A 22466-nucleotide genomic window follows, 5' to 3' on the forward strand; every position below is an offset into this window, starting at 1 on the left:
TTCAGATATAATTTTTATAATGTCTGTAAGATTAAATCTTGACTTCTACATCAAATTGAAAACATTACTATTCGAATATTAAAAATAGGACACCGCAGAGATTGTTACGATTATGAAAGAAGCTAAAATAGAAAGTATTGACTTTGGTAATGCGTTATCGGAGCGTTATCTTGCTTATGCGTTGTCAACGATTATGTCACGTTCGCTTCCTGACGTACGCGATGGACTTAAGCCTGTACATCGTAGGTTGTTATACGCAATGCTACAGCTAAGACTTGAGCCGAATTCTGGTTATAAAAAATGTGCAAGAGTAGTCGGTGACGTAATAGGTAAATACCACCCGCACGGTGATGTGGCAGTGTATGATACCTTGGTACGTCTTGCTCAGTATTTTTCGCTTCGTTATCCTTTAATTGACGGACAGGGTAATTTCGGCTCTATCGATGGCGATAATGCAGCAGCTATGCGTTATACCGAATCACGCATGACGGAAATATGTACTTTATTAATGGTAGATATTGATAAAGATACGGTAGATTTTCGCCCTACTTACGACGATTCAGATTTAGAACCGATAATAATGCCCGCAGGTTTTCCGAACTTACTAGCTAACGGTTCGGAAGGTATAGCAGTCGGTATGGCAACCAATATACCGCCGCATAATTTACATGAGTTATGTGATGCTCTAATGTATTTAATCGACCACTCGAAAGCTGAAATTAATGATATAATGAATTTCATTAAAGGTCCTGATTTTCCAACCGGCGGCATAATTATTGATAAAGCCGAATTTATAAATGCTGCATATACTACTGGGCGTGGTAGTTTTAGAGTGAGAAGCAGATGGGAGAAAGAGGAGCTAAGTTACGGTACATATCAGATAGTCGTAACCGAGATACCTTATCAAATTCAAAAATCAAAACTTATAGAACAAATAGCGGTATTACTAAAGGATAAAAAAATCCCGCTTGTCGGCAATATTAGGGATGAATCAACCGACGTTATAAGATTGGTTATAGAGCCGAGAGATCGGGGATGTGATCCACAAATAGTTATGGAATCTCTATTCAAGCTAACGAATTTAGAAAGCCGTATTCAGCTAAATATGAATGTAATCGGTAGTAATAACGTGCCGAGAGTAATGAATATTTTAGAAGTTTTACAAGAGTTTTTAGCTCATAGACAAAATATTGTTACTCGCAGGTCAACTTATCTTTTAAACAAAATCAAGCATCGTTTAGAAATTCTAGAAGGTCTTAGAATAGCTTATCTAAATCTTGATGAGATAATTAAAATTATTCGTGAAGAGGATGAACCGAAAGCTATAATGATGGAGCGGTTTAAACTAACCGAAATACAGGTAGAAGCGATATTAAATACTCGTCTTCGCTCGTTACGCAAACTTGAAGAGCAGGAAATTATTAATGAGCATAGTAACTTGCAGAAGCAACAAGCTATATTAGAAGAGATTTTAAATAATCCTAAAGAACTATGGAAAATAGTTAAAAAAGAAATCAAAGCAGTACAAACGAAATTTGGATTAAATACAGTAATAGGAGCTAGACGTACAAGCTTTGAAGAAGTAACGCTTACGAATCAGGTAGTTGATATAACAGCGTTTATTACTAAAGAACCGATTACTATTATCTGCTCAAAAATGGGGTGGGTGCGTTCGTTAAAAGGTCATAACACCGATTTATCGAATATTAAATATAAAGAAGGTGATGCAGAGAAGTTTATTATAGAAGCTTACACGACCGATAAGATACTAATAGTAAGTTCGGAAGGTAGGTTTTTTACTTTGCTTGCTGATAATATTTCCAAAGGTAAAGGAACCGGCGAATCTATAAAGCTGCTTGTCGATATAGGCAATAACGATATTACAAATATTTTAGTCTACAAGCCTGATCAGCTTTTATTACTCGCAAGTAGTATAGGTAAGGGATTCTTGGTTAATTCAAATGAAGTAATGGCTCAAACAAAAACAGGAAAGCAAATTATGAGCGTGCCTGATGGTCACGCATGTATAGCATGTTTACCTGTAAACGGGGATAGTATTGCTTGCATCGGTGAAAGCCGTAAATTACTGGTATTTAACATAGGTGAGATACCGGAAATGAAAAAGGGACAAGGCGTAACGCTGCAAAAATTTAAGAATGCAAAGTTACTTGATATTAAAATATTTAATAAAGAAGATGGCTTAGGTTGGAACAACAATGGAAAAGTAAAACTTGAGAAAAACATCATTGCATTTTTAGGAAAAAGAGGGGGTACCGGTAAATTACCGCCTATGGGCTTCCCTCAAAATAATAGATTTTCATCATAATAATTTGTGTGATTTATAGACATAGTTACAATAAGGATGTAAGCTCAAATGTAATTTAGTTATCATGTAATAGTTGAGATTTAATCTTACATTTAGTAAAATTAAGATAATATTAAATGGAGGATTAGAGATGAATCTAAATCAAAAAATAATAAAGCCAAAAATAGGATTACTAGAATTAGCTAGGAGTCTTGGTAGTATATCGTCAGCATATAAAGCTATGGGTTACAGTAGAGACAGTTATTATAGGTTTAAAGAGTTATATGAAACAGGAGGAGAAGAAGCATTATATGAGATTAGTCGGAAGAAGCCAATTATAGCGAATAGAGTTGATCCTGCCGTAGAGAGAGCAGTATTAGATATGGCAATAGAATACCCCGCTTATGGTCAGCTGCGAGTATCAAATGAGCTTAAAAAGACTGGTATTCTTGTATCACCTGGAGGAGTTAGATCTATTTGGCTACGTAATGATTTAAATAATATCAATAAAAGACTTAAAGCATTAGAAGCCAAAATGGCTCAGGATGGTATTGTTCTTACCGAAGCTCAGTTACAAGTATTAGAGAAACGGCGTAGCGAGAAAGAAGCTCATGGTGAGATTGATACACAGCATCCAGGTTATCTAGGATGCCAAGACACATATTATGTAGGTAATTTTAAAGGCATAGGCAAGGTATATTCTCAAGTGTTTATTGATAGTTACACTCGGGTTGCAGAGGCTAAACTATATACTGATAAAACAGCACTTACCGCTGCTGACATGCTTAATGATAGAGTGTTACCATGGTATGAGAGTCAGCAAATACCAGTACTTCGTATTTTAACTGATAGAGGTGGTGAGTATAAAGGTAATATAGAACATCATGCTTTTGAATTGTTCTTAAGCATTGAGGGTATTGAGCATACTACTACTAAAGCATATTCTCCTCAAACAAATGGTATGTGTGAACGTTTTAATAAAACTATGAAACAAGAATTCTTTGATACTGCTATGCGTAAAAAGATCTATACTGATCTTGATGATCTACAACTAGATCTTGATATTTGGCTAGAATATTATAATAATGAAAGACCGCATTCCGGTAAATATTGCTATGGAAAAACACCTATGCAGACTTTTATGGATAGTAAAAAGTTAGCTGTTGAAAAGAATAACGAAATCTTATATCTTGAATACTCATCTGACAGTCATAACTTATCAGACATTCAGATATAATTTTTATAATGTCTGTAAGATTAAATCTTGACTTCTATATTAGCAAATATTCATACATCTTGCTATTATATCTTCTCGCTCCTCCTTGCCTCTGTTCCCCTCCATAATATAACTCTTTTAAATATTCTTCACAAAATGTGAAAATTATTGCTCCTCTTTTCTTTAAACTTCTGTTATATTCTTTCCAGTTGCAAACTTTTTGTAGCTTTGACATACACACCTGTGGTTAAGTTTTTTGTCAGTTTACTACTTTTCTTAGTTCGCAGCTACTTTTTTTATATCTACGCAACAAGGTCTTGCGAGGAGCGAAGCATTGTTGCAACCTAGAAAATAATTAAAAAAAATTCTGTAAATCAGAATTTTTAACTGGATTGCTTCGTCAATTACTTTGTAATTTCCTCGCAATGACGGATAAGCAGGTCCACGTAACAATGCTTGAATGGATAGTAATGAGAAATATTTTAAGTTTTATTTTTATAATATTGTTTTTTAATTTAATCTATGCGGATGAAAAAGCAGCGATTATAACTGATTATAAACCGGTATTTTTGCCTGTAATTCATGATAAAAAGACGAAAATCGCCATTCGTTCTTATTTCAATAGACCTCTTGAGAAACTCGCTTATAGAGAGGAATTTGAAGGAGACACGGAACGCAGAACCGCAGCGTATATAGACATACGTGAGGATTCGAGCACCGGATCGACGTACAAATTACCTCTAGAAGTAGAGTTCCCCAAGAGGTCTAATGAAAAATTATATTTCGTTTTAGTAGATCCAAATTCTTTTAAAACTGAGCTAGTCTTACAAGAGCTGGTAATTTTACCTACGAATAAAACAGAAAAAGAAAATCTTCTAAAAAAATTAAATAAAACTCCATATATTAAAGCTTTAAATAAATATAACTCTGCACCTTATATACTGCAAAATTACGGTGTTACGAGTAGCATGTATAAAGTAAAAGGGCAGTTCTTGACAATTGATATGTGCCCTTCTTCCAAAAGCTTTGAAGAAGATTTTTTTAAAAAGCTCGTAGAATTATCGAGCAAACTAAATAAACCTATTCCGATTGCTATATGCGTTTCAGGCTTATGGATTAATAAGCATACTGAAGAGTTCTTATGGTTATTAAAGCAACAAGAAAACGGTTATTTACAAATAACATGGGTTAATCATTCATTTAGTCATCCTTACTTTAAAGATAAACCTCTTGAAGATAATTTTCTTCTTTCCAATAAAGATGATTTTGAAAATGAAGTATTAGAAGCAGGGAAAATATTAGTAAGTTATAATATTGCTCCGTCACCTTTCTTTCGTTTCCCCGGATTAGTTTCTGATCAAACATTAATAGAAAAGCTAAAAGATTTAGGATTTATTCCGCTTGGTAGCAATGCTTGGCTTGCTAAAGGCGAAAAAGTTCAAGATGGCTCTTTCATATTAGTACACGGTAATAGTAACGAAAAAGCCGGAATAGATTTAATTATGCCGATGTTACCGGAATTAAAGTTACTTCCTATTGAAAAGGCGTTTTTATCACATGACAATTGATTAGCTAGATATTAAAATTGGAGCATCAATGACTCAAGCAGTAAAATCACCAGTAATTATAAATAAATACAGCAAACTCCTTATATCGCCTGAAGAATATGAGAAATTTAATCAGTTTGAAGATATGTACTGAGCAATGCAAGCAAGAAATGCAAGTAAAAGCGATTTTTTATCAGAGGAAGAGAGTAAAGATTTTTTAGATAAGATGTTAAAGAAATAGATATGATTATAATTCAATTTTTTTAGTAGGACTTTTATCTCTTTGAATACCAAGCTTTGTACTAAATAACGGAGAAGCTTATAAAAAATCAATAAGGGAAGATTCTGACGAATTTGCTATAATGTGTAATAGTGAGATTTAATCTTACATTTAGTAAAATTAAGATAATATTAAATGGAGGATTAGAGATGAATCTAAATCAAAAAATAATAAAGCCAAAAATAGGATTACTAGAATTAGCTAGGAGTCTTGGTAGTATATCGTCAGCATATAAAGCTATGGGTTACAGTAGAGACAGTTATTATAGGTTTAAAGAGTTATATGAAACAGGAGGAGAAGAAGCATTATATGAGATTAGTCGGAAGAAGCCAATTATAGCGAATAGAGTTGATCCTGCCGTAGAGAGAGCAGTATTAGATATGGCAATAGAATACCCCGCTTATGGTCAGCTGCGAGTATCAAATGAGCTTAAAAAGACTGGTATTCTTGTATCACCTGGAGGAGTTAGATCTATTTGGCTACGTAATGATTTAAATAATATCAATAAAAGACTTAAAGCATTAGAAGCCAAAATGGCTCAGGATGGTATTGTTCTTACCGAAGCTCAGTTACAAGTATTAGAGAAACGGCGTAGCGAGAAAGAAGCTCATGGTGAGATTGATACACAGCATCCAGGTTATCTAGGATGCCAAGACACATATTATGTAGGTAATTTTAAAGGCATAGGCAAGGTATATTCTCAAGTGTTTATTGATAGTTACACTCGGGTTGCAGAGGCTAAACTATATACTGATAAAACAGCACTTACCGCTGCTGACATGCTTAATGATAGAGTGTTACCATGGTATGAGAGTCAGCAAATACCAGTACTTCGTATTTTAACTGATAGAGGTGGTGAGTATAAAGGTAATATAGAACATCATGCTTTTGAATTGTTCTTAAGCATTGAGGGTATTGAGCATACTACTACTAAAGCATATTCTCCTCAAACAAATGGTATGTGTGAACGTTTTAATAAAACTATGAAACAAGAATTCTTTGATACTGCTATGCGTAAAAAGATCTATACTGATCTTGATGATCTACAACTAGATCTTGATATTTGGCTAGAATATTATAATAATGAAAGACCGCATTCCGGTAAATATTGCTATGGAAAAACACCTATGCAGACTTTTATGGATAGTAAAAAGTTAGCTGTTGAAAAGAATAACGAAATCTTATATCTTGAATACTCATCTGACAGTCATAACTTATCAGACATTCAGATATAATTTTTATAATGTCTGTAAGATTAAATCTTGACTTCTACATATAATGCTACACAAACGTTTATTTTCGTCTAATACTTCTAGATTTATCTCGATTAAAGGCGGGATAAATAAATGCTTAATAATTTCAGACCATTCTATTAAAATTAAATTGCCGTTTAATGCCTCTTCAAATCCAAGTTCATAAATTTCTTCAGGTGATTTAAGACGATAAAGATCATAATGATAAATAGTAAAGTTGGAAGTTTTATATGTTTGCAGTAAATTAAAAGTCGGGCTTAGAATGTTTGTATTTTCACCGCAAAAATGTTTAATAATTTCACGACAAAAAAATGTCTTACCGGCCCCAAGATCACCGTTAAGTAAGACTATATCATTTAGCTTTAAGTTTTGTGCTAAAAGTTTTGCAAGCTTTTTTGTCTCTTCTTCGTTATTTAATATAAGCATTTTTTAACTTGATTAATCATTTGTAAATATTGGTTCTGAAAAGTGCTTGAATTAATATTTTTCACATTCCAGTTTTCGCTATTTAATATTATTATTTTAGCGTTTAATTTATCGTATAATCGTGAATTTTGTTCGCTACTTAACACAAGACATTTATTATTAGACTCTTTAATTAAATCTTCTAGCTTGCGTATATATCGTAAGCTTTTCTGACTTTCGCTATATAATTTTGCAGTTTTAATATTAGTATTAACAAAAAAATACTCGCTACTATCACTTAATAAAATTACATCTTTTATCGTTACAAATTCATTATTCTTAATTTCTTGTAGCGTGTTTAATTCTCTAAGTGCCGCTGAAAGGTTATTATTAATATCTTCTTGTAGCTCAGGCAATTTTTCGCTAAATATTCGTGCAAATTCTTGTAGCAAAATTCTTACATTATCAAGATCAAGCCAAATATGCCAATTATAGTCAAATGATTTGAATCCACTTCCATCGTCACTTGTCACTCTCCTATTAGTTATAGGTTTCGCTCCTCGCTCCTTGTAATTAAATCCAACTGATTTGACTATATCTTTTATAATGGTTAAAGATTTAATATCGCTAATTTTGATAATATTTTTGCTATGATTATCAATTAATTTCTTGGCAAAACCGTCAAATTGTTCATTAATATAAATAGCTATATCGGCATTTTTGACTTTAGCGAGATCGCTTGGCTTTATATTATGGTGATGAGGGCAATCATTGTTTACTGCTAAACTCTCGATATCTGCTTTATCGTTAACAAGCATTGCGGCTATACTAGCGATTGGCGTGATACTTACAACTATTTTAGGCTTAGCGTAGCTAGTAAGGCTGAAGAAGGTGAGATATAATAAAATTGTCATTGCGAGCGACTGAAAGGAGCGTGGCAATCTCAGGATTTTGGTGCGAGATTGCTTCGTCAAAATTTTCAATTTTTCCTCGCAATGACGGTTTAACACACTATCTCTCATAACTTTTTTAACAACTCCAATTTACTGGGTTTGAAATCCCGCTCTATCCAAAAATTTTTTAAATATTCCAGTTTTGTACCTATCTCTTTTTTTTCTATATTCAAATTTAATAAATCATTGCCGTTTACTTGGAATTTCGGACGTAATAATGTATCATATTTATAGATAAATTCTTTTACTTGTGAATGGTCTAGTTTACTGATTATGCAGGCTGCTAATAAATATTCCTTATAGTTCTTTTTTTTAAACCAAATTTTTTTCATGCTATCTTTAGAATCATTCAGAAAGTTTAGTATCGATAATATTTGCATTGCTTCCTGTCTTGAGAATTTCCAATCGAGAAGAAGCTTTGAATTTATATTTTTTAAATTATATAGTAATAAAGCATAATTAGTTGCTAATTCTAATTCTTTAGATTGCTCAAAAAATTCTATTTCATAATTTTGGATAGAGAATATTAGTTCTAATATTCCTATGTGGGACATAGCTTCTAAAATTTGTGCTGCTTTTTTTGAAACAATGATTTTATCCATTTCGCTTTTTATTCGCTCTCGTGATAAAGTTTTTAAGCCGTCTTTTAAAGCTTTACATGCTTTAAAGCCGCCATCATCAAGCTGATTCGCATAATAGCTAGAAAACCGAAAAAAGCGTAGGATTCGTAAGTAATCTTCTTTAATTCTATCTAGAGCTTCCCCTATAAATACAACCTTTTCCTGCTGCAAATCCTTAAATCCTTCAAAATAATCATATATCTCGTTCTTAAATGGACAATAGCTTAAAGCATTAATAGTAAAATCTCGTCTTGCGGCATCTTCGGCAAAATCGTTTGTGAATATTACTTTGGCATGCCTGCCGTTGCATTCGATATCTTTCCTGAGAGTTGTAATCTCAAATTTTTCCTCGTTTAAAATAGCCGTAATCGTACCGAATTTTAAGCCGGTCGGAATGGTTTTTGTCTTAGCTTTTGATAAAATATTTATTACTTCATCCGGTGTTAAATTAGTAGCTATATCGATATCGTAGCTATCTTTCTCTAGTAACGCATCCCGCACGCAGCCGCCGATAAGTCGTGCTTGCCCCTTTTCATTTAAAAGGCTCAAGATTTTTTTATATCCTTTTGAAGGAATTTTTAAAGTTTTATGTATAACTTGCATTATTTGATTTTACCGTACATTCCTTTTTATTGCAAAAGATAAGTATAACAGGACTTTTTTAAAAAAATCATGATTAATCGTTATTAAACTTCCTTTGCATTTAGCTTTGTAGTTAAGGTTGATATGAATTTCGGCGTCTTTACAATAATTGTTTTTATTAATAATAATTTTCTGTCCGTGATTAGTTATGAAAATATTATCTTTTAAAGGTAATACCATACTATCTTTTTGTCCGAACCAATTAGCCCAATAAGTTCTATTAAATGTATGCATTTTATCGGCATAAATTATAAGCTTGTCGTCTTTGTCTTTAATGCCTACTGCCATATGATTTGTGTCAAATATTAATTCCGGCTTTGGAGAGTAGAACATAAATATAAAAGATATTATCATAATTACAAGACCAAGCAAACGCCACGATGTTTTCCATATACAAATCCAAAAAAACCGAATAAAAAAGTAATATGCTGAAATTGGTAATATAACCGAAATACCATACAGCTCCCAGTAAGCTATTAAAATAGACGGCTGATTTTATGATTATTTCAATAAAAACTCCATAATCATTAATATATAGCTATCAAACCCAATCATGGTAAAAGGCAGAGATAGCAAAGCAAGAGGCATAAGAAAAAATGGTCATGCCTCCATATTGCAGTTACGCCTATTAAAAAGCTATACGTTCAATAAGAGTACCAATAACCTTATCATGAATATCCAATGACTTGGAAAAGCAGATTGTCTTACGTGCAAGCCTCTTGCATCTCGTTCTAAGGTTCAAGTTACTTCGTTCTATCCGTTGAGTGTATTTTTTACTGATAATATGCTTTTTAGGGTCTAATAACCTAGCATAACTCCCCCATCCATCTGTATAGTAAAAAGTCACCTTGAAATTCTCTAGTTTTTTCAGTAATGATTCTAATGTGCTATCACATCTTGTACCAAACGTATAAGCAACTACTTTTAACGAAATCTTATCCAAGGCATACCAAAGCCATCGTTGTATGGATTTATTCTGTACATAAGACCATTGTTCATCTATCTCAGGAGCAATAATTACTTCTGTTGTACTGATAGAATGATTTATTGTTTTTTAATACTAGATTTTTTTAAAACATGGATAACTGTATTGATACCCACTTTTAATACTCTTACTGTATCTCTAACTCCAGAGCCGTTGATTGACATTTCTACTATTTGCTCCTTAACTCCAGGCTTAGATGCATTATTAATATACTCCAATTAAAAATATCGATTACACCGCTTGCATTGATATCTCTGTTGTTTTGAAATTGAATATCCTGACTTTATTACTTCTTCTGTGTTGTTACAATATCTACACTTAACATCTATTTTTGCCATAACTCCTTAACTATAATTCTCTCTTATTACTGTTTGAGGATTATAGACTATTTACTCTAAACTGCAATACGGAGGCACGACCGTCTTGATTTAAGTCCTCTTCCGTTAATGGCACTACTTGCGTTTGCATCACAGTAGCAACTTGATTACTGTAGTTCTTGTTTAGCTGTCTTTGGTAATTTTGTTACTGTGATTTCATTTGAAAAAGACCTGAAAGTAATTAATGGATTTAATTTAACTCTATCTTAAATATCGTTTTTGGTCAAAAGCATTCTAATCACCAAGGAAAATATATCTGTACGGAAAACACTTGTTTTCCGTATCAGTAGAATGTGATTAGCGTTTAAATAAAAAATAATACTATTTAAGTAAAATATAATATATTACATAGAGCCAACCAAGGAAACCATGCACTATAGCCCATAATATTGAATGGTTAACATTGAACGATATTACTATTGCAAGTATTGAACCGAGCGAGATACCACCAAATCCTAAATATTTCATATATTATACTAAATGCTAGTATTTATTTATGGTTAGATTTTTTTTCTTTATCAGAATGTGCATTATCTGACTTAGAATGAACATTATTTTCTTTATTATTATCCTTATGAGATTCATGATTTTTTTATCTTTCATATTGTCTTTATTATGTGCTGAACTCATAATAACCTCCTAGATTTTTATACGGGTTTATAAAACTTGCTTAAAAGTGATTTATTTGTAATAGTTGAGATTTAATCTTACATTTAGTAAAATTAAGATAATATTAAATGGAGGATTAGAGATGAATCTAAATCAAAAAATAATAAAGCCAAAAATAGGATTACTAGAATTAGCTAGGAGTCTTGGTAGTATATCGTCAGCATATAAAGCTATGGGTTACAGTAGAGACAGTTATTATAGGTTTAAAGAGTTATATGAAACAGGAGGAGAAGAAGCATTATATGAGATTAGTCGGAAGAAGCCAATTATAGCGAATAGAGTTGATCCTGCCGTAGAGAGAGCAGTATTAGATATGGCAATAGAATACCCCGCTTATGGTCAGCTGCGAGTATCAAATGAGCTTAAAAAGACTGGTATTCTTGTATCACCTGGAGGAGTTAGACCTATTTGGCTACGTAATGATTTAAATAATATCAATAAAAGACTTAAAGCATTAGAAGCCAAAATGGCTCAGGATGGTATTGTTCTTACCGAAGCTCAGTTACAAGTATTAGAGAAACGGCGTAGCGAGAAAGAAGCTCATGGTGAGATTGATACACAGCATCCAGGTTATCTAGGATGCCAAGACACATATTATGTAGGTAATTTTAAAGGCATAGGCAAGGTATATTCTCAAGTGTTTATTGATAGTTACACTCGGGTTGCAGAGGCTAAACTATATACTGATAAAACAGCACTTACCGCTGCTGACATGCTTAATGATAGAGTGTTACCATGGTATGAGAGTCAGCAAATACCAGTACTTCGTATTTTAACTGATAGAGGTGGTGAGTATAAAGGTAATATAGAACATCATGCTTTTGAATTGTTCTTAAGCATTGAGGGTATTGAGCATACTACTACTAAAGCATATTCTCCTCAAACAAATGGTATGTGTGAACGTTTTAATAAAACTATGAAACAAGAATTCTTTGATACTGCTATGCGTAAAAAGATCTATACTGATCTTGATGATCTACAACTAGATCTTGATATTTGGCTAGAATATTATAATAATGAAAGACCGCATTCCGGTAAATATTGCTATGGAAAAACACCTATGCAGACTTTTATGGATAGTAAAAAGTTAGCTGTTGAAAAGAATAACGAAATCTTATATCTTGAATACTCATCTGACAGTCATAACTTATCAGACATTCAGATATAATTTTTATAATGTCTGTAAGATTAAATCTTGACTTCTACAGCCAAATAGATCTAACTCCTCCAGGTGATACAAGAATACCAGTCTTTTTAAGCTCATTTGATACTCGCAGCTGACCATAAGCGGGGTATTCTATTGCCATATCTAATACTGCTCTCTCTACGGCAGGATCAACTCTATTCGCTATAATTGGCTTCTTCCGACTAATCTCATATAATGCTTCTTCTCCTCCTGTTTCATATAACTCTTTAAACCTATAATAACTGTCTCTACTGTAACCCATAGCTTTACATGCTGACGATATACTACCAAGACTCCTAGCTAATTCTAGTAATCCTATTTTTGGCTTTATTATTTTTTGATTTAGATTCATCTCTAATCCTCCATTTAATATTATCTTAATTTTACTAAATGTAAGATTAAATCTCAACTATTACATTTTAGAATTATATAAAATTTAATCATTTTTATACTCTAAGCGCTATATTAACTTTTTTTTAATCTCCACGCAACAACGCCTGCGCGGGAATGACGACCCTCAGTATCCAGGCAACAACGCTTACTCTTTCATAACACTCGTATAAAATTCTGCGATTTTCTCTTTTACCTCTGCGGGGTCGTTCATCAAATTAACGGCACCTCTAAACTCTGCTGAACTTGGCAGACCGCTACTATACCAACCAATATGCTTACGAGCAATAGGTACGCCCACAGATTCACCGTAATAGTCAATTATTGCCTCATAATGCTCAGTTACGATATCTAGCTGCTCTGCTATAGAAGGGGCGGGCTTTTCTTCGCCGGTTTTAAGATAATGTGCGATTTGCGAAATAAGCCAAGGCTTGCCGTACGCTCCCCTACCGACCATTATACCGTCTGCACCTGATCTTTGCAGGGCTTCTTTTGCCTTAGCAAAATTAGTGATGTCGCCGTTAGCGATAACCGGAATTTTTACCGCTTCTTTAACTGCTCGTACAAAATCCCAATCGGCACTACCTGAATAAAACTGACATCTAGTCCTACCGTGAACGGTAACCATCTGGATTCCTGAACTTTCAGCAATTTTAGCCAAAGTCGGAGCATTTTTCGTGTTATCATCCCACCCCATACGCATTTTAACCGTTATCGGAATCTTTACCGCTTTAACGGTAGCTTCAAAAATCTTAGCTGCTAACTGCTCGTCCCTCATTAGAGCCGAGCCTGCATAACCGCCTACTACTTTTTTCGCCGGACAGCCGAAATTAAGATCGATAATCTTTGCTCCCATATCCTCGTTCATTTTAGCAGCTTCAGATATTACATTCGGCTCACAGCCCGCTAGCTGCACGCATGCACTTGTCGGATCGTCATGCACGATAGCACATTTTTGCATTGACTGCCTAGATTTCACAACCATTGCCCGACTTGCTATCATCTCAGAAACTACAAGCCCTGCACCGAATCTTTTCACCAACTTTCTAAATTCTAAGTCCGTAATATCAGACATTGGAGCAAGAATTACATTTGAAGGAAGTTCTATATCGCCGATTTTGATCATAAAAAACCGTTATAAAAATAAACGCTCATAATATCATAATTAAGTATTTTGTCTAATATTACTAATTAAGAATAGACAAAAGCCGATTAATCTATTATAAGCTTAAGTTATATTTGGTTTTTCTTACACCCTAAATAAATGAAAGAATAGTATAGACGGAGTTTAGTTTGGAAAAGAGCAAGGAGTTCACAAGACGAGGAACGCAGCGTATACTTATACGTGAGTACCGCAGCTCTTGTAGAACGATGTAGCCAATTTTTCAAATTAAACGAGTATATACGGCCACGTAGCTCAGTCGGTAGAGCAAAGGACTGAAAATCCTTGTGTCGTTGGTTCAATTCCAACCGTGGCCACCATTTCTTATTTCAATCCCACTTTTTTATATCTTCGATTAAATATCTATTGCATTTTTAAAGCCCTTTATTATGATATATTCATATTTTTGTTGATTTTTAACAAAATATTAAAAAATTATAGAATTTAATAAGGATGAATTATGTTTACAAGGGTGAAAAAATTTTTTGGAATACATGAAGAATCAGATGAAATATTATATAATCAGCTAATATCTTTACTAGAAAAATTGACGCGTGTAATAACCGCAAAAGATAGCGATAAAAAAGAAGTTGAAAAGTTAATTGATAAAATAAAAAATACTAATTTATTTAATCAATCCGATGAGAACGGTAATACAGCCTTAATTTTAGCTGCTGGTGCAGGTTTAGAAGAAGCTTGTTTAAAGCTTATTCCTAAGATGTCTGACGAGGCTATTAATACGATCGAGAATATGCGTGGTCAGCCTGCATTAGTAAAGGCTATGTGGCGTGATTGGTCGTGCCTCCGTATTGCAGTTTAGAGTAAATAGTCTATAATCCTCAAACAGTAATAAGAGAGAATTATAGTTAAGGAGTTATGGCAAAAATAGATGTTAAGTGTAGATATTGTAACAACACAGAAGAAGTAATAAAGTCAGGATATTCAATTTCAAAACAACAGAGATATCAATGCAAGCGGTGTAATCGATATTTTTAATTGGAGTATATTAATAATGCATCTAAGCCTGGAGTTAAGGAGCAAATAGTAGAAATGTCAATCAACGGCTCTGGAGTTAGAGATACAGTAAGAGTATTAAAAGTGGGTATCAATACAGTTATCCGTGTTTTAAAAAAATCTAGTATTAAAAAACAATAAATCATTCTATCAGTACAACAGAAGTAATTATTGCTCCTGAGATAGATGAACAATGGGGCCATGTGTAATAGTTGAGATTTAATCTTACATTTAGTAAAATTAAGATAATATTAAATGGAGGATTAGAGATGAATCTAAATCAAAAAATAATAAAGCCAAAAATAGGATTACTAGAATTAGCTAGGAGTCTTGGTAGTATATCGTCAGCATATAAAGCTATGGGTTACAGTAGAGACAGTTATTATAGGTTTAAAGAGTTATATGAAACAGGAGGAGAAGAAGCATTATATGAGATTAGTCGGAAGAAGCCAATTATAGCGAATAGAGTTGATCCTGCCGTAGAGAGAGCAGTATTAGATATGGCAATAGAATACCCCGCTTATGGTCAGCTGCGAGTATCAAATGAGCTTAAAAAGACTGGTATTCTTGTATCACCTGGAGGAGTTAGATCTATTTGGCTACGTAATGATTTAAATAATATCAATAAAAGACTTAAAGCATTAGAAGCCAAAATGGCTCAGGATGGTATTGTTCTTACCGAAGCTCAGTTACAAGTATTAGAGAAACGGCGTAGCGAGAAAGAAGCTCATGGTGAGATTGATACACAGCATCCAGGTTATCTAGGATGCCAAGACACATATTATGTAGGTAATTTTAAAGGCATAGGCAAGGTATATTCTCAAGTGTTTATTGATAGTTACACTCGGGTTGCAGAGGCTAAACTATATACTGATAAAACAGCACTTACCGCTGCTGACATGCTTAATGATAGAGTGTTACCATGGTATGAGAGTCAGCAAATACCAGTACTTCGTATTTTAACTGATAGAGGTGGTGAGTATAAAGGTAATATAGAACATCATGCTTTTGAATTGTTCTTAAGCATTGAGGGTATTGAGCATACTACTACTAAAGCATATTCTCCTCAAACAAATGGTATGTGTGAACGTTTTAATAAAACTATGAAACAAGAATTCTTTGATACTGCTATGCGTAAAAAGATCTATACTGATCTTGATGATCTACAACTAGATCTTGATATTTGGCTAGAATATTATAATAATGAAAGACCGCATTCCGGTAAATATTGCTATGGAAAAACACCTATGCAGACTTTTATGGATAGTAAAAAGTTAGCTGTTGAAAAGAATAACGAAATCTTATATCTTGAATACTCATCTGACAGTCATAACTTATCAGACATTCAGATATAATTTTTATAATGTCTGTAAGATTAAATCTTGACTTCTACAACTGAAAAAACTAGAGAATTTCAAGGTGACTTTTTACTATACAGATGGAGGTCATGCCTCCATATTGCAGTTACGCCTATTAAAAAGCTATACGTTCAATAAGAGTACCAATAACCTTATCATGAATATCCAATGACTTGGAAAAGCAGATTGTCTTACGTGCAAGCCTCTTGGGTCATGCCTCCATATTGCAGTTACGCCTATTAAAAAGCTATACGTTCAATAAGAGTACCAATAACCTTATCATGAATATCCAATGACTTGGAAAAGCAGATTGTCTTACGTGCAAGCCTCTTGGGTCATGCCTCCATATTGCAGTTACGCCTATTAAAAAGCTATACGTTCAATAAGAGTACCAATAACCTTATCATGAATATCCAATGACTTGGAAAAGCAGATTGTCTTACGTGCAAGCCTCTTGCATCTCGTTCTAAGGTTCAAGTTACTTCGTTCTATCCGTTGAGTGTATTTTTTACTGATAATATGCTTTTTAGGGTCTAATAACCTAGCATAACTCCCCCATCCATCTGTATAGTAAAAAGTCACCTTGAAATTCTCTAGTTTTTTCAGTAATGATTCTAATGTGCTATCACATCTTGTACCAAACGTATAAGCAACTACTTTTAACGAAATCTTATCCAAGGCATACCAAAGCCATCGTTGTCTGGATTTATTCTGTACATAAGACCATTGTTCATCTATCTCAGGAGCAATAATTACTTCTGTTGTACTGATAGAATGATTTATTGTTTTTTAATACTAGATTTTTTTAAAACACGGATAACTGTATTGATACCCACTTTTAATACTCTTACTGTATCTCTAACTCCAGAGCCGTTGATTGACATTTCTACTATTTGCTCCTTAACTCCAGGCTTAGATGCATTATTAATATACTCCAATTGAAAATATCGATTACACCGCTTGCATTGATATCTCTGTTGTTTTGAAATTGAATATCCTGACTTTATTACTTCTTCTGTGTTGTTACAATATCTACACTTAACATCTATTTTTGCCATAACTCCTTAACTATAATTCTCTCTTATTACTGTTTGAGGATTATAGACTATTTACTCTAAACTGCAATACGGAGGCACGACCCAGATGGATGGGGGAATTATGCTAGGTTATTAGACCCTAAAAAGCATATTATCAGTAAAAAATACACTCAACGGATAGAACGAAGTAACTTGAACCTTAGAACGAGATGCAAGAGGCTTGCACGTAAGACAATCTGCTTTTCCAAGTCATTGGATATTCATGATAAGGTTATTGGTACTCTTATTGAACGTATAGCTTTTTAATAGGCGTAACTGCAATATGGAGGCATGACCTAATTTTATATGGCAAAAAGTAATTTTCGTTACTTTTTAGAGCTTGTATATTCAATACAAAATCATTCTTATCATAGATAAAAATTTTAACTAAGTTTAGATATAATAAAGTGCCGAGAATAATTGAACGAAATAAGCCAAGAGATGCTTTTAAAAGTTGTTTATCGATTATAAGTATAATTTTTCGGTATGGTAATTTGAATAAATTTCTGATTAACTTATAGTAAGCATATGTGTTGTAAGGCTTCTTAGCTAAAATAAGTTCTATATTTACCATACCCATTCCATTCGGATAAATTTCATGTAATAAATCTTTATCTATAATGATAAACTAGATACGGCTCAATGATAGCTGTTCTTTCTTCTGCTGTTTTAGTGTTCATAACGGCTTAGTCCTCCTGATTAAACTTAAATGATTCAAGTTTGATCACCAAGAAATTGGTGATCAGGGAGTTAGAAACACCGTCAACAAGAACAGCTGAGTAGTTTTTAGGCTTAAAGTTATACTCTAAGCCCTGAACATGACTACTACCTCCCCGACCGTAAAATATCGAGGAATAAACCAATTTAACGGTGGTTTACTGCCTGTTGATGGAGGTTTCTACACTCCAGAACAACCTTAGTTGTTCCAAGATGATTCTAAGCAATACTCTTGTAGAAGTCAAGATTTAATCTTACAGACATTATAAAAATTATATCTGAATGTCTGATAAGTTATGACTGTCAGATGAGTATTCAAGATATAAGATTTCGTTATTCTTTTCAACAGCTAACTTTTTACTATCCATAAAAGTCTGCATAGGTGTTTTTCCATAGCAATATTTACCGGAATGCGGTCTTTCATTATTATAATATTCTAGCCAAATATCAAGATCTAGTTGTAGATCATCAAGATCAGTATAGATCTTTTTACGCATAGCAGTATCAAAGAATTCTTGTTTCATAGTTTTATTAAAACGTTCACACATACCATTTGTTTGAGGAGAATATGCTTTAGTAGTAGTATGCTCAATACCCTCAATGCTTAAGAACAATTCAAAAGCATGATGTTCTATATTACCTTTATACTCACCACCTCTATCAGTTAAAATACGAAGTACTGGTATTTGCTGACTCTCATACCATGGTAACACTCTATCATTAAGCATGTCAGCAGCGGTAAGTGCTGTTTTATCAGTATATAGTTTAGCCTCTGCAACCCGAGTGTAACTATCAATAAACACTTGAGAATATACCTTGCCTATGCCTTTAAAATTACCTACATAATATGTGTCTTGGCATCCTAGATAACCTGGATGCTGTGTATCAATCTCACCATGAGCTTCTTTCTCGCTACGCCGTTTCTCTAATACTTGTAACTGAGCTTCGGTAAGAACAATACCATCCTGAGCCATTTTGGCTTCTAATGCTTTAAGTCTTTTATTGATATTATTTAAATCATTACGTAGCCAAATAGATCTAACTCCTCCAGGTGATACAAGAATACCAGTCTTTTTAAGCTCATTTGATACTCGCAGCTGACCATAAGCGGGGTATTCTATTGCCATATCTAATACTGCTCTCTCTACGGCAGGATCAACTCTATTCGCTATAATTGGCTTCTTCCGACTAATCTCATATAATGCTTCTTCTCCTCCTGTTTCATATAACTCTTTAAACCTATAATAACTGTCTCTACTGTAACCCATAGCTTTACATGCTGACGATATACTACCAAGACTCCTAGCTAATTCTAGTAATCCTATTTTTGGCTTTATTATTTTTTGATTTAGATTCATCTCTAATCCTCCATTTAATATTATCTTAATTTTACTAAATGTAAGATTAAATCTCAACTATTACAATTAATTTTAAAAATTAGTATTGCTCTCATGAACGCCAAAACGTCATTGCGAGCAACTGCAAGGAGCGTGGCAATCTCAGGAATTTGGCACGAGATTGCTTCGTCAAAACTTACAGTTTTTCCTCGCAATGACGGAAAAATTGATCCAAGCTACAAGATTAAAGCGAATAGTGAGTTATCCATTCGCATCGTTATAATCATGGCTATCATTAGAATCGTTTACTGCTAGTCCTGCAAGCGTTATATTTTCCATTCTCGTCACATAGTCACAAGTTGCAGAATAACCTGAATTTATTAATGCTTCTTTTTGTTCAGCTGTGATATCAAAACTTAAAGCTGATATATTATGATCATCAATAAAAACTGTTCTATCATGATTCTGAAAACAACTTATCAAGTCAGAACTTGTGAGAACTTCAGCTAGCGCATATGGTTGATCCACAACAGTAGTAGTATCCACAAACGGTTTAGGTTCTGTGCCATTCTGATAAGCTTCTAATATTTCCTTATTGATTGGTTTAAACCCAAGAGTTTTATAATTTTTATTATATGCTTGAGGAAGACTTCGTGCCGCAGTTTTATCATCAAACACCTCAACCGGGTAATTATTCGTAACTCCACCGTCCACATATGTTGAAACTACTCCTTGAACAGTTTTTTGTACGGGCTGAAAATATATAGGAAAAGCACCAGAAGCATGTACGAATTTTACGACTTTCTCATCAGGAGCATTTTCATAAGATAGAATTTCCGGAAATTGAGTACTGAGATTAGTACACACTACGTATAAATCTATATTTGTTTTGACTATCATGTAGCTGTTTAAAAGTAATATCGGGGTCAAATCCCTTGTCTTTTAATAATTGCCCTAAAAATTCTTCTAGATATTTCTCAGAATTTAACCCTCCGTAGAATACAAGATTATACACTTCATCCCATTTACTAGTATGATCTGAGAATTTATTAAAATCAATTTTCTTAAGTATATCCTCAATTTCTTCCGGTTGATATCCTAGTGCTATGGAGAAAGCAGCTATTGCACCACCGGAAGCTCTAACTACTTTTTGGACATTTTTTAAACAATCTTTGTCTTTTAATGCCTTTAGAGCCTCTGCATACGCTATGACTTTTACTCCGTCGCCTGCAAAGGCTAAGTTGTTTATTTCTAACATTTTCAATACCTTGATTTAGTTAATATAATTTAGGCTTTATTAAGAGAAATTAGATTATTAATATTTTTGTAAAAATTGATAAGATTTGTACTAAAATAACTACAATATATTAATTTACTTCTTCTTAATAAAACGTAAATTGATATTAACTAAATATTTTTCTAGATATTAAGATAATATTAAATTCATATTAATAAAAATTAATATTTGTGACTTTTATAAACTACAATGTTAATAGTTGCGTGGATCAATTTCACCTTTGTCATCCCGCGGCTTGACCACGGAATCCAGTTAAAATACTAAAATTATTAGTATTTTTTATTGTTTTTGGACCTCGTGGTCAAGCAACTAGGTGACACAGTAGAGTTTATCAGTCCACACAGACATGCCTACGTAGCTCATGACGATATCATTCTTTACTTAGCAATACCTTTTATGCCACCTGTAAATTTTGTTGCATAATAAAACTATCACTTATATACTGTCGCTAATGATTAATTTGCTTAAAGTTTCATATGGTAAGTAGTAATTTTTATAAAAATTTAGGACCACGAAAACTAACGGCAATTATAGATTTTTTACACGACATTGTAGAACCTCCTAAGATTCATGAAGATATAGCTATTCATGACATAAAAATTCTGCAAGAAGCATCACCAAATGATATTAGCTTCTTAAGCAATCCTAAATACTCTGAATTTTTAAAAACTACCAAAGCTGCTGCTTGTATAGTGCCGAAAAATTTTACGGGGGAAGCAAATCCAAATACTGTTTTAATACATGCCGAGAATTCATATTTTGCTTATGGCAAATTAATAGATTTTTTCTATACTCCTATTAAATCATATCCTGCTAAAATAATGAAATCCGCTATTGTTGCAGATTCGGCGACTATCGGAAAAAATTGTTATATAGGTCACAATGTAGTTATTGAAGATGATGTTATTATAGGTGATAATAGTATTATAGAAGCCGGAAGTTTTATAGGTAGAGGCGTAAATATCGGCAGAAACGCTAGAATAGAACAACATGTTTCAATAAATTATACAATTATAGGTGATGAGGCAGTAATACTTGCAGGTGCAAAAATCGGACAGGACGGGTTTGGGTTTTCTGCCGAAAAAGGCGTGCATCATAAAATATTTCATATAGGAATAGTTAAAATCGGCAATAATGTTGAAATCGGTAGCAATACTACTATTGATAGAGGTTCGCTTCAAGATACTATTATAGAAGATTTATGCCGCATAGATAATTTAGTGCAAATAGGACATGGCGTAAAAATAGGCAAAGGCTCTATTATAGTAGCACAGGTAGGTATAGCAGGTAGTAGTATAATCGGGAAATATTGTGCTCTTGGGGGGCAAGTAGGAATCGCTGGACATCTAAATATAGGCGACGGCACACAGGTAGCAGCACAAGGCGGAGTAGCACAAAATATAGAGGCAGGTGAAATTGTCGGCGGTAGCCCTGCAGTTCCTATCATGGATTGGCATAGACAATCTATTATTATGAAACAATTAGTAAAAACCTCTAATAGCAAATTAAAAAAGTAGTTTGCTATTGAAAAAATACTAAGTCGTCATTGCGAGGAGACATTGTTGCGTGGACACCTAATCGTCATTGCGAGGAGGCGTAGCCGGCGCGGCAATCTAGAAAATAATTAAAAAGTTCTTTAAATCAGAATTTTTTAACTGGATTGCTTCGTCGAATTAC

19 protein-coding genes, 1 tRNA gene and 9 pseudogenes are annotated in these 22466 nt (G+C 33.4%); 13 read left to right on the forward strand and 16 right to left on the reverse strand.

Annotation, left to right across the window (positions count from 1 at the left end; all coding sequences use genetic code 11):
- Positions 1-112: 112 nt before the first annotated feature.
- Positions 113-2326, forward strand: coding sequence for a DNA topoisomerase IV subunit A (gene parC / locus AC0ODJ_RS01420; protein WP_218460388.1), 2214 nt, complete (start codon positions 113-115; stop codon positions 2324-2326).
- Between the two features lie 130 nt (positions 2327-2456).
- The gene (locus tag AC0ODJ_RS01425) at positions 2457-3542 is read left to right on the forward strand and encodes an IS481 family transposase (protein WP_121834048.1); all 1086 of its coding nucleotides are present in this window, start codon (positions 2457-2459) and stop codon (positions 3540-3542) included.
- 34 nt (positions 3543-3576) lie between these two features.
- On the opposite strand, the gene AC0ODJ_RS01430 is transcribed toward AC0ODJ_RS01425, so the two are convergent.
- A complete protein-coding gene (locus AC0ODJ_RS01430) occupies positions 3577-3756 on the reverse strand; it encodes a hypothetical protein (protein WP_474464706.1) in 180 nt (59 codons plus the stop codon).
- Between the two features lie 235 nt (positions 3757-3991).
- Here AC0ODJ_RS01430 and AC0ODJ_RS01435 point away from each other — a divergent pair, with 235 nt between their 5' ends.
- Positions 3992-5089, forward strand: coding sequence for a palindromic element RPE1 domain-containing protein (locus AC0ODJ_RS01435; protein WP_218460731.1), 1098 nt, complete (start codon positions 3992-3994; stop codon positions 5087-5089).
- A 226-nt stretch (positions 5090-5315) separates the two neighbouring features.
- Here AC0ODJ_RS01435 and AC0ODJ_RS01440 read toward each other — a convergent pair.
- A pseudogene (locus AC0ODJ_RS01440) lies at positions 5316-5423 on the reverse strand (tRNA (adenosine(37)-N6)-threonylcarbamoyltransferase complex ATPase subunit type 1 TsaE); the annotation flags it as partial.
- A gap of 74 nt (positions 5424-5497) precedes the next feature.
- Here AC0ODJ_RS01440 and AC0ODJ_RS01445 point away from each other — a divergent pair.
- The gene (locus tag AC0ODJ_RS01445; protein WP_121834048.1) at positions 5498-6583 is read left to right on the forward strand and encodes an IS481 family transposase; all 1086 of its coding nucleotides are present in this window, start codon (positions 5498-5500) and stop codon (positions 6581-6583) included.
- 3 nt (positions 6584-6586) lie between these two features.
- On the opposite strand, the gene tsaE is transcribed toward AC0ODJ_RS01445, so the two are convergent.
- Both tsaE and AC0ODJ_RS01455 read right to left on the reverse strand, forming a co-directional pair.
- On the reverse strand, positions 6587-7027 hold the full coding sequence (gene tsaE, locus AC0ODJ_RS01450; protein ID WP_218460381.1) for a tRNA (adenosine(37)-N6)-threonylcarbamoyltransferase complex ATPase subunit type 1 TsaE: 441 nt from the start codon (positions 7025-7027) through the stop codon (positions 6587-6589).
- Positions 7015-7920 (reverse strand): metal ABC transporter solute-binding protein, Zn/Mn family, encoded by a 906-nt coding sequence (locus AC0ODJ_RS01455; protein ID WP_371920398.1) that lies wholly within the window; start codon positions 7918-7920, stop codon positions 7015-7017. Before AC0ODJ_RS01455 ends, tsaE begins: the two co-directional genes overlap by 13 nt.
- A 9-nt stretch (positions 7921-7929) precedes the next feature.
- On the opposite strand from AC0ODJ_RS01455, the pseudogene AC0ODJ_RS01460 reads away from it, so the two are divergent.
- Positions 7930-8007: pseudogene (locus AC0ODJ_RS01460) on the forward strand (octaprenyl-diphosphate synthase); the annotation flags it as partial.
- Between the two features lie 17 nt (positions 8008-8024).
- On the opposite strand, the gene AC0ODJ_RS01465 reads toward AC0ODJ_RS01460, so the two are convergent.
- The 4 genes and pseudogenes from AC0ODJ_RS01465 to AC0ODJ_RS01480 form a co-directional block, all read right to left on the reverse strand.
- Positions 8025-9182 (reverse strand): CCA tRNA nucleotidyltransferase, encoded by a 1158-nt coding sequence (locus AC0ODJ_RS01465; protein ID WP_474464710.1) that lies wholly within the window; start codon positions 9180-9182, stop codon positions 8025-8027.
- Positions 9183-9371: 189 nt separating this feature from the next.
- Positions 9372-9575 (reverse strand): annotated as a pseudogene (locus AC0ODJ_RS01470) (ComEC/Rec2 family competence protein); the annotation flags it as partial.
- A gap of 103 nt (positions 9576-9678) precedes the next feature.
- Positions 9679-9818, reverse strand: a pseudogene (locus AC0ODJ_RS01475) (ComEC/Rec2 family competence protein); the annotation flags it as partial.
- A gap of 31 nt (positions 9819-9849) precedes the next feature.
- Positions 9850-10544: pseudogene (locus AC0ODJ_RS01480) on the reverse strand (IS1 family transposase).
- 790 nt (positions 10545-11334) lie between these two features.
- Between AC0ODJ_RS01480 and AC0ODJ_RS01485 the strand changes: the two are divergent.
- Entirely contained in the window at positions 11335-12420 is a 1086-nt protein-coding gene (locus AC0ODJ_RS01485) for an IS481 family transposase (protein WP_474465598.1), read from the forward strand.
- 37 nt (positions 12421-12457) lie between these two features.
- Here the strand turns inward: AC0ODJ_RS01485 and AC0ODJ_RS01490 are convergent.
- Positions 12458-12790, reverse strand: a pseudogene (locus AC0ODJ_RS01490) (helix-turn-helix domain-containing protein); the annotation flags it as partial.
- A 186-nt stretch (positions 12791-12976) separates the two neighbouring features.
- Entirely contained in the window at positions 12977-13954 is a 978-nt protein-coding gene (dusB, locus tag AC0ODJ_RS01495) for a tRNA dihydrouridine synthase DusB (RefSeq protein WP_218459859.1), read from the reverse strand.
- Positions 13955-14234: 280 nt separating this feature from the next.
- On the opposite strand from dusB, the gene AC0ODJ_RS01500 reads away from it, so the two are divergent.
- The 5 genes from AC0ODJ_RS01500 to AC0ODJ_RS01520 all read left to right on the forward strand — a co-directional run bounded on the left by AC0ODJ_RS01500 (position 14235) and on the right by AC0ODJ_RS01520 (position 16359).
- Positions 14235-14310 (forward strand) — tRNA-Phe (locus tag AC0ODJ_RS01500).
- A 152-nt stretch (positions 14311-14462) separates the two neighbouring features.
- A complete protein-coding gene (locus tag AC0ODJ_RS01505) occupies positions 14463-14810 on the forward strand; it encodes an ankyrin repeat domain-containing protein (protein WP_474464713.1) in 348 nt (115 codons plus the stop codon).
- 56 nt (positions 14811-14866) lie between these two features.
- Positions 14867-14986, forward strand: a complete 120-nt coding sequence (locus AC0ODJ_RS01510; RefSeq protein WP_121834047.1) for an IS1 family transposase — start codon at positions 14867-14869, stop codon at positions 14984-14986.
- On the forward strand, positions 14987-15145 hold the full coding sequence (locus AC0ODJ_RS01515) for an IS1-like element transposase (RefSeq protein WP_474464717.1): 159 nt from the start codon (positions 14987-14989) through the stop codon (positions 15143-15145). It begins immediately after the preceding gene.
- Between the two features lie 128 nt (positions 15146-15273).
- Positions 15274-16359, forward strand: a complete 1086-nt coding sequence (locus tag AC0ODJ_RS01520; protein ID WP_121834048.1) for an IS481 family transposase — start codon at positions 15274-15276, stop codon at positions 16357-16359.
- Between the two features lie 118 nt (positions 16360-16477).
- On the opposite strand, the pseudogene AC0ODJ_RS01525 reads toward AC0ODJ_RS01520, so the two are convergent.
- From AC0ODJ_RS01525 to AC0ODJ_RS01535, 3 genes and pseudogenes are all read right to left on the reverse strand, one after another.
- A pseudogene (locus tag AC0ODJ_RS01525) lies at positions 16478-16558 on the reverse strand (IS1 family transposase); the annotation flags it as partial.
- Between the two features lie 43 nt (positions 16559-16601).
- Positions 16602-16682 (reverse strand): annotated as a pseudogene (locus AC0ODJ_RS01530) (IS1 family transposase); the annotation flags it as partial.
- A 43-nt stretch (positions 16683-16725) separates the two neighbouring features.
- A protein-coding gene (locus AC0ODJ_RS01535) for an IS1 family transposase (protein WP_240466735.1) occupies positions 16726-17420 on the reverse strand; the annotation gives its coding sequence in 2 pieces (ribosomal slippage) (positions 16726-17147 and positions 17147-17420; 696 coding nt in all).
- Positions 17421-17504: 84 nt separating this feature from the next.
- Between AC0ODJ_RS01535 and AC0ODJ_RS01540 the strand changes: the two are divergent.
- Positions 17505-17705: pseudogene (locus AC0ODJ_RS01540) on the forward strand (IS1 family transposase); the annotation flags it as partial.
- A 722-nt stretch (positions 17706-18427) separates the two neighbouring features.
- Here the strand turns inward: AC0ODJ_RS01540 and AC0ODJ_RS01545 are convergent.
- The 3 genes from AC0ODJ_RS01545 to AC0ODJ_RS01555 form a co-directional block, all read right to left on the reverse strand.
- The gene (locus AC0ODJ_RS01545; RefSeq protein WP_127896995.1) at positions 18428-19513 is read right to left on the reverse strand and encodes an IS481 family transposase; all 1086 of its coding nucleotides are present in this window, start codon (positions 19511-19513) and stop codon (positions 18428-18430) included.
- Between the two features lie 240 nt (positions 19514-19753).
- Positions 19754-20359, reverse strand: a complete 606-nt coding sequence (locus AC0ODJ_RS01550) for a patatin-like phospholipase family protein (protein ID WP_474464719.1) — start codon at positions 20357-20359, stop codon at positions 19754-19756.
- The gene (locus AC0ODJ_RS01555) at positions 20349-20750 is read right to left on the reverse strand and encodes a patatin-like phospholipase family protein (protein ID WP_218460365.1); all 402 of its coding nucleotides are present in this window, start codon (positions 20748-20750) and stop codon (positions 20349-20351) included. Before AC0ODJ_RS01555 ends, AC0ODJ_RS01550 begins: the two co-directional genes overlap by 11 nt.
- Positions 20751-21265: 515 nt before the next feature.
- Here AC0ODJ_RS01555 and lpxD point away from each other — a divergent pair.
- Positions 21266-22306 (forward strand): UDP-3-O-(3-hydroxymyristoyl)glucosamine N-acyltransferase, encoded by a 1041-nt coding sequence (gene lpxD / locus AC0ODJ_RS01560; protein ID WP_218460366.1) that lies wholly within the window; start codon positions 21266-21268, stop codon positions 22304-22306.
- Positions 22307-22466: the final 160 nt, after the last annotated feature.

Source organism: Rickettsia senegalensis, from assembly GCF_056135685.1.

Excerpts from the sequence above, each read along its gene's own strand:
- parC (WP_218460388.1), top strand. The coding sequence starts at position 113 with ATGAAAGAAGCTAAAATAGAAAGTATTGACTTTGGTAATGCGTTATCG.
- AC0ODJ_RS01425 (WP_121834048.1), top strand. The coding sequence starts at position 2,457 with ATGAATCTAAATCAAAAAATAATAAAGCCAAAAATAGGATTACTAGAA.
- AC0ODJ_RS01430 (WP_474464706.1), bottom strand. The coding sequence starts at position 3,756 with ATGTCAAAGCTACAAAAAGTTTGCAACTGGAAAGAATATAACAGAAGT.
- AC0ODJ_RS01435 (WP_218460731.1), top strand. The coding sequence starts at position 3,992 with ATGAGAAATATTTTAAGTTTTATTTTTATAATATTGTTTTTTAATTTA.
- AC0ODJ_RS01445 (WP_121834048.1), top strand. The coding sequence starts at position 5,498 with ATGAATCTAAATCAAAAAATAATAAAGCCAAAAATAGGATTACTAGAA.
- tsaE (WP_218460381.1), bottom strand. The coding sequence starts at position 7,027 with ATGCTTATATTAAATAACGAAGAAGAGACAAAAAAGCTTGCAAAACTT.
- AC0ODJ_RS01455 (WP_371920398.1), bottom strand. The coding sequence starts at position 7,920 with ATGACAATTTTATTATATCTCACCTTCTTCAGCCTTACTAGCTACGCT.
- AC0ODJ_RS01465 (WP_474464710.1), bottom strand. The coding sequence starts at position 9,182 with ATGCAAGTTATACATAAAACTTTAAAAATTCCTTCAAAAGGATATAAA.
- AC0ODJ_RS01485 (WP_474465598.1), top strand. The coding sequence starts at position 11,335 with ATGAATCTAAATCAAAAAATAATAAAGCCAAAAATAGGATTACTAGAA.
- dusB (WP_218459859.1), bottom strand. The coding sequence starts at position 13,954 with ATGATCAAAATCGGCGATATAGAACTTCCTTCAAATGTAATTCTTGCT.
- AC0ODJ_RS01510 (WP_121834047.1), top strand. The coding sequence starts at position 14,867 with ATGGCAAAAATAGATGTTAAGTGTAGATATTGTAACAACACAGAAGAA.
- AC0ODJ_RS01520 (WP_121834048.1), top strand. The coding sequence starts at position 15,274 with ATGAATCTAAATCAAAAAATAATAAAGCCAAAAATAGGATTACTAGAA.
- AC0ODJ_RS01545 (WP_127896995.1), bottom strand. The coding sequence starts at position 19,513 with ATGAATCTAAATCAAAAAATAATAAAGCCAAAAATAGGATTACTAGAA.
- AC0ODJ_RS01555 (WP_218460365.1), bottom strand. The coding sequence starts at position 20,750 with ATGTTAGAAATAAACAACTTAGCCTTTGCAGGCGACGGAGTAAAAGTC.
- lpxD (WP_218460366.1), top strand. The coding sequence starts at position 21,266 with ATGGTAAGTAGTAATTTTTATAAAAATTTAGGACCACGAAAACTAACG.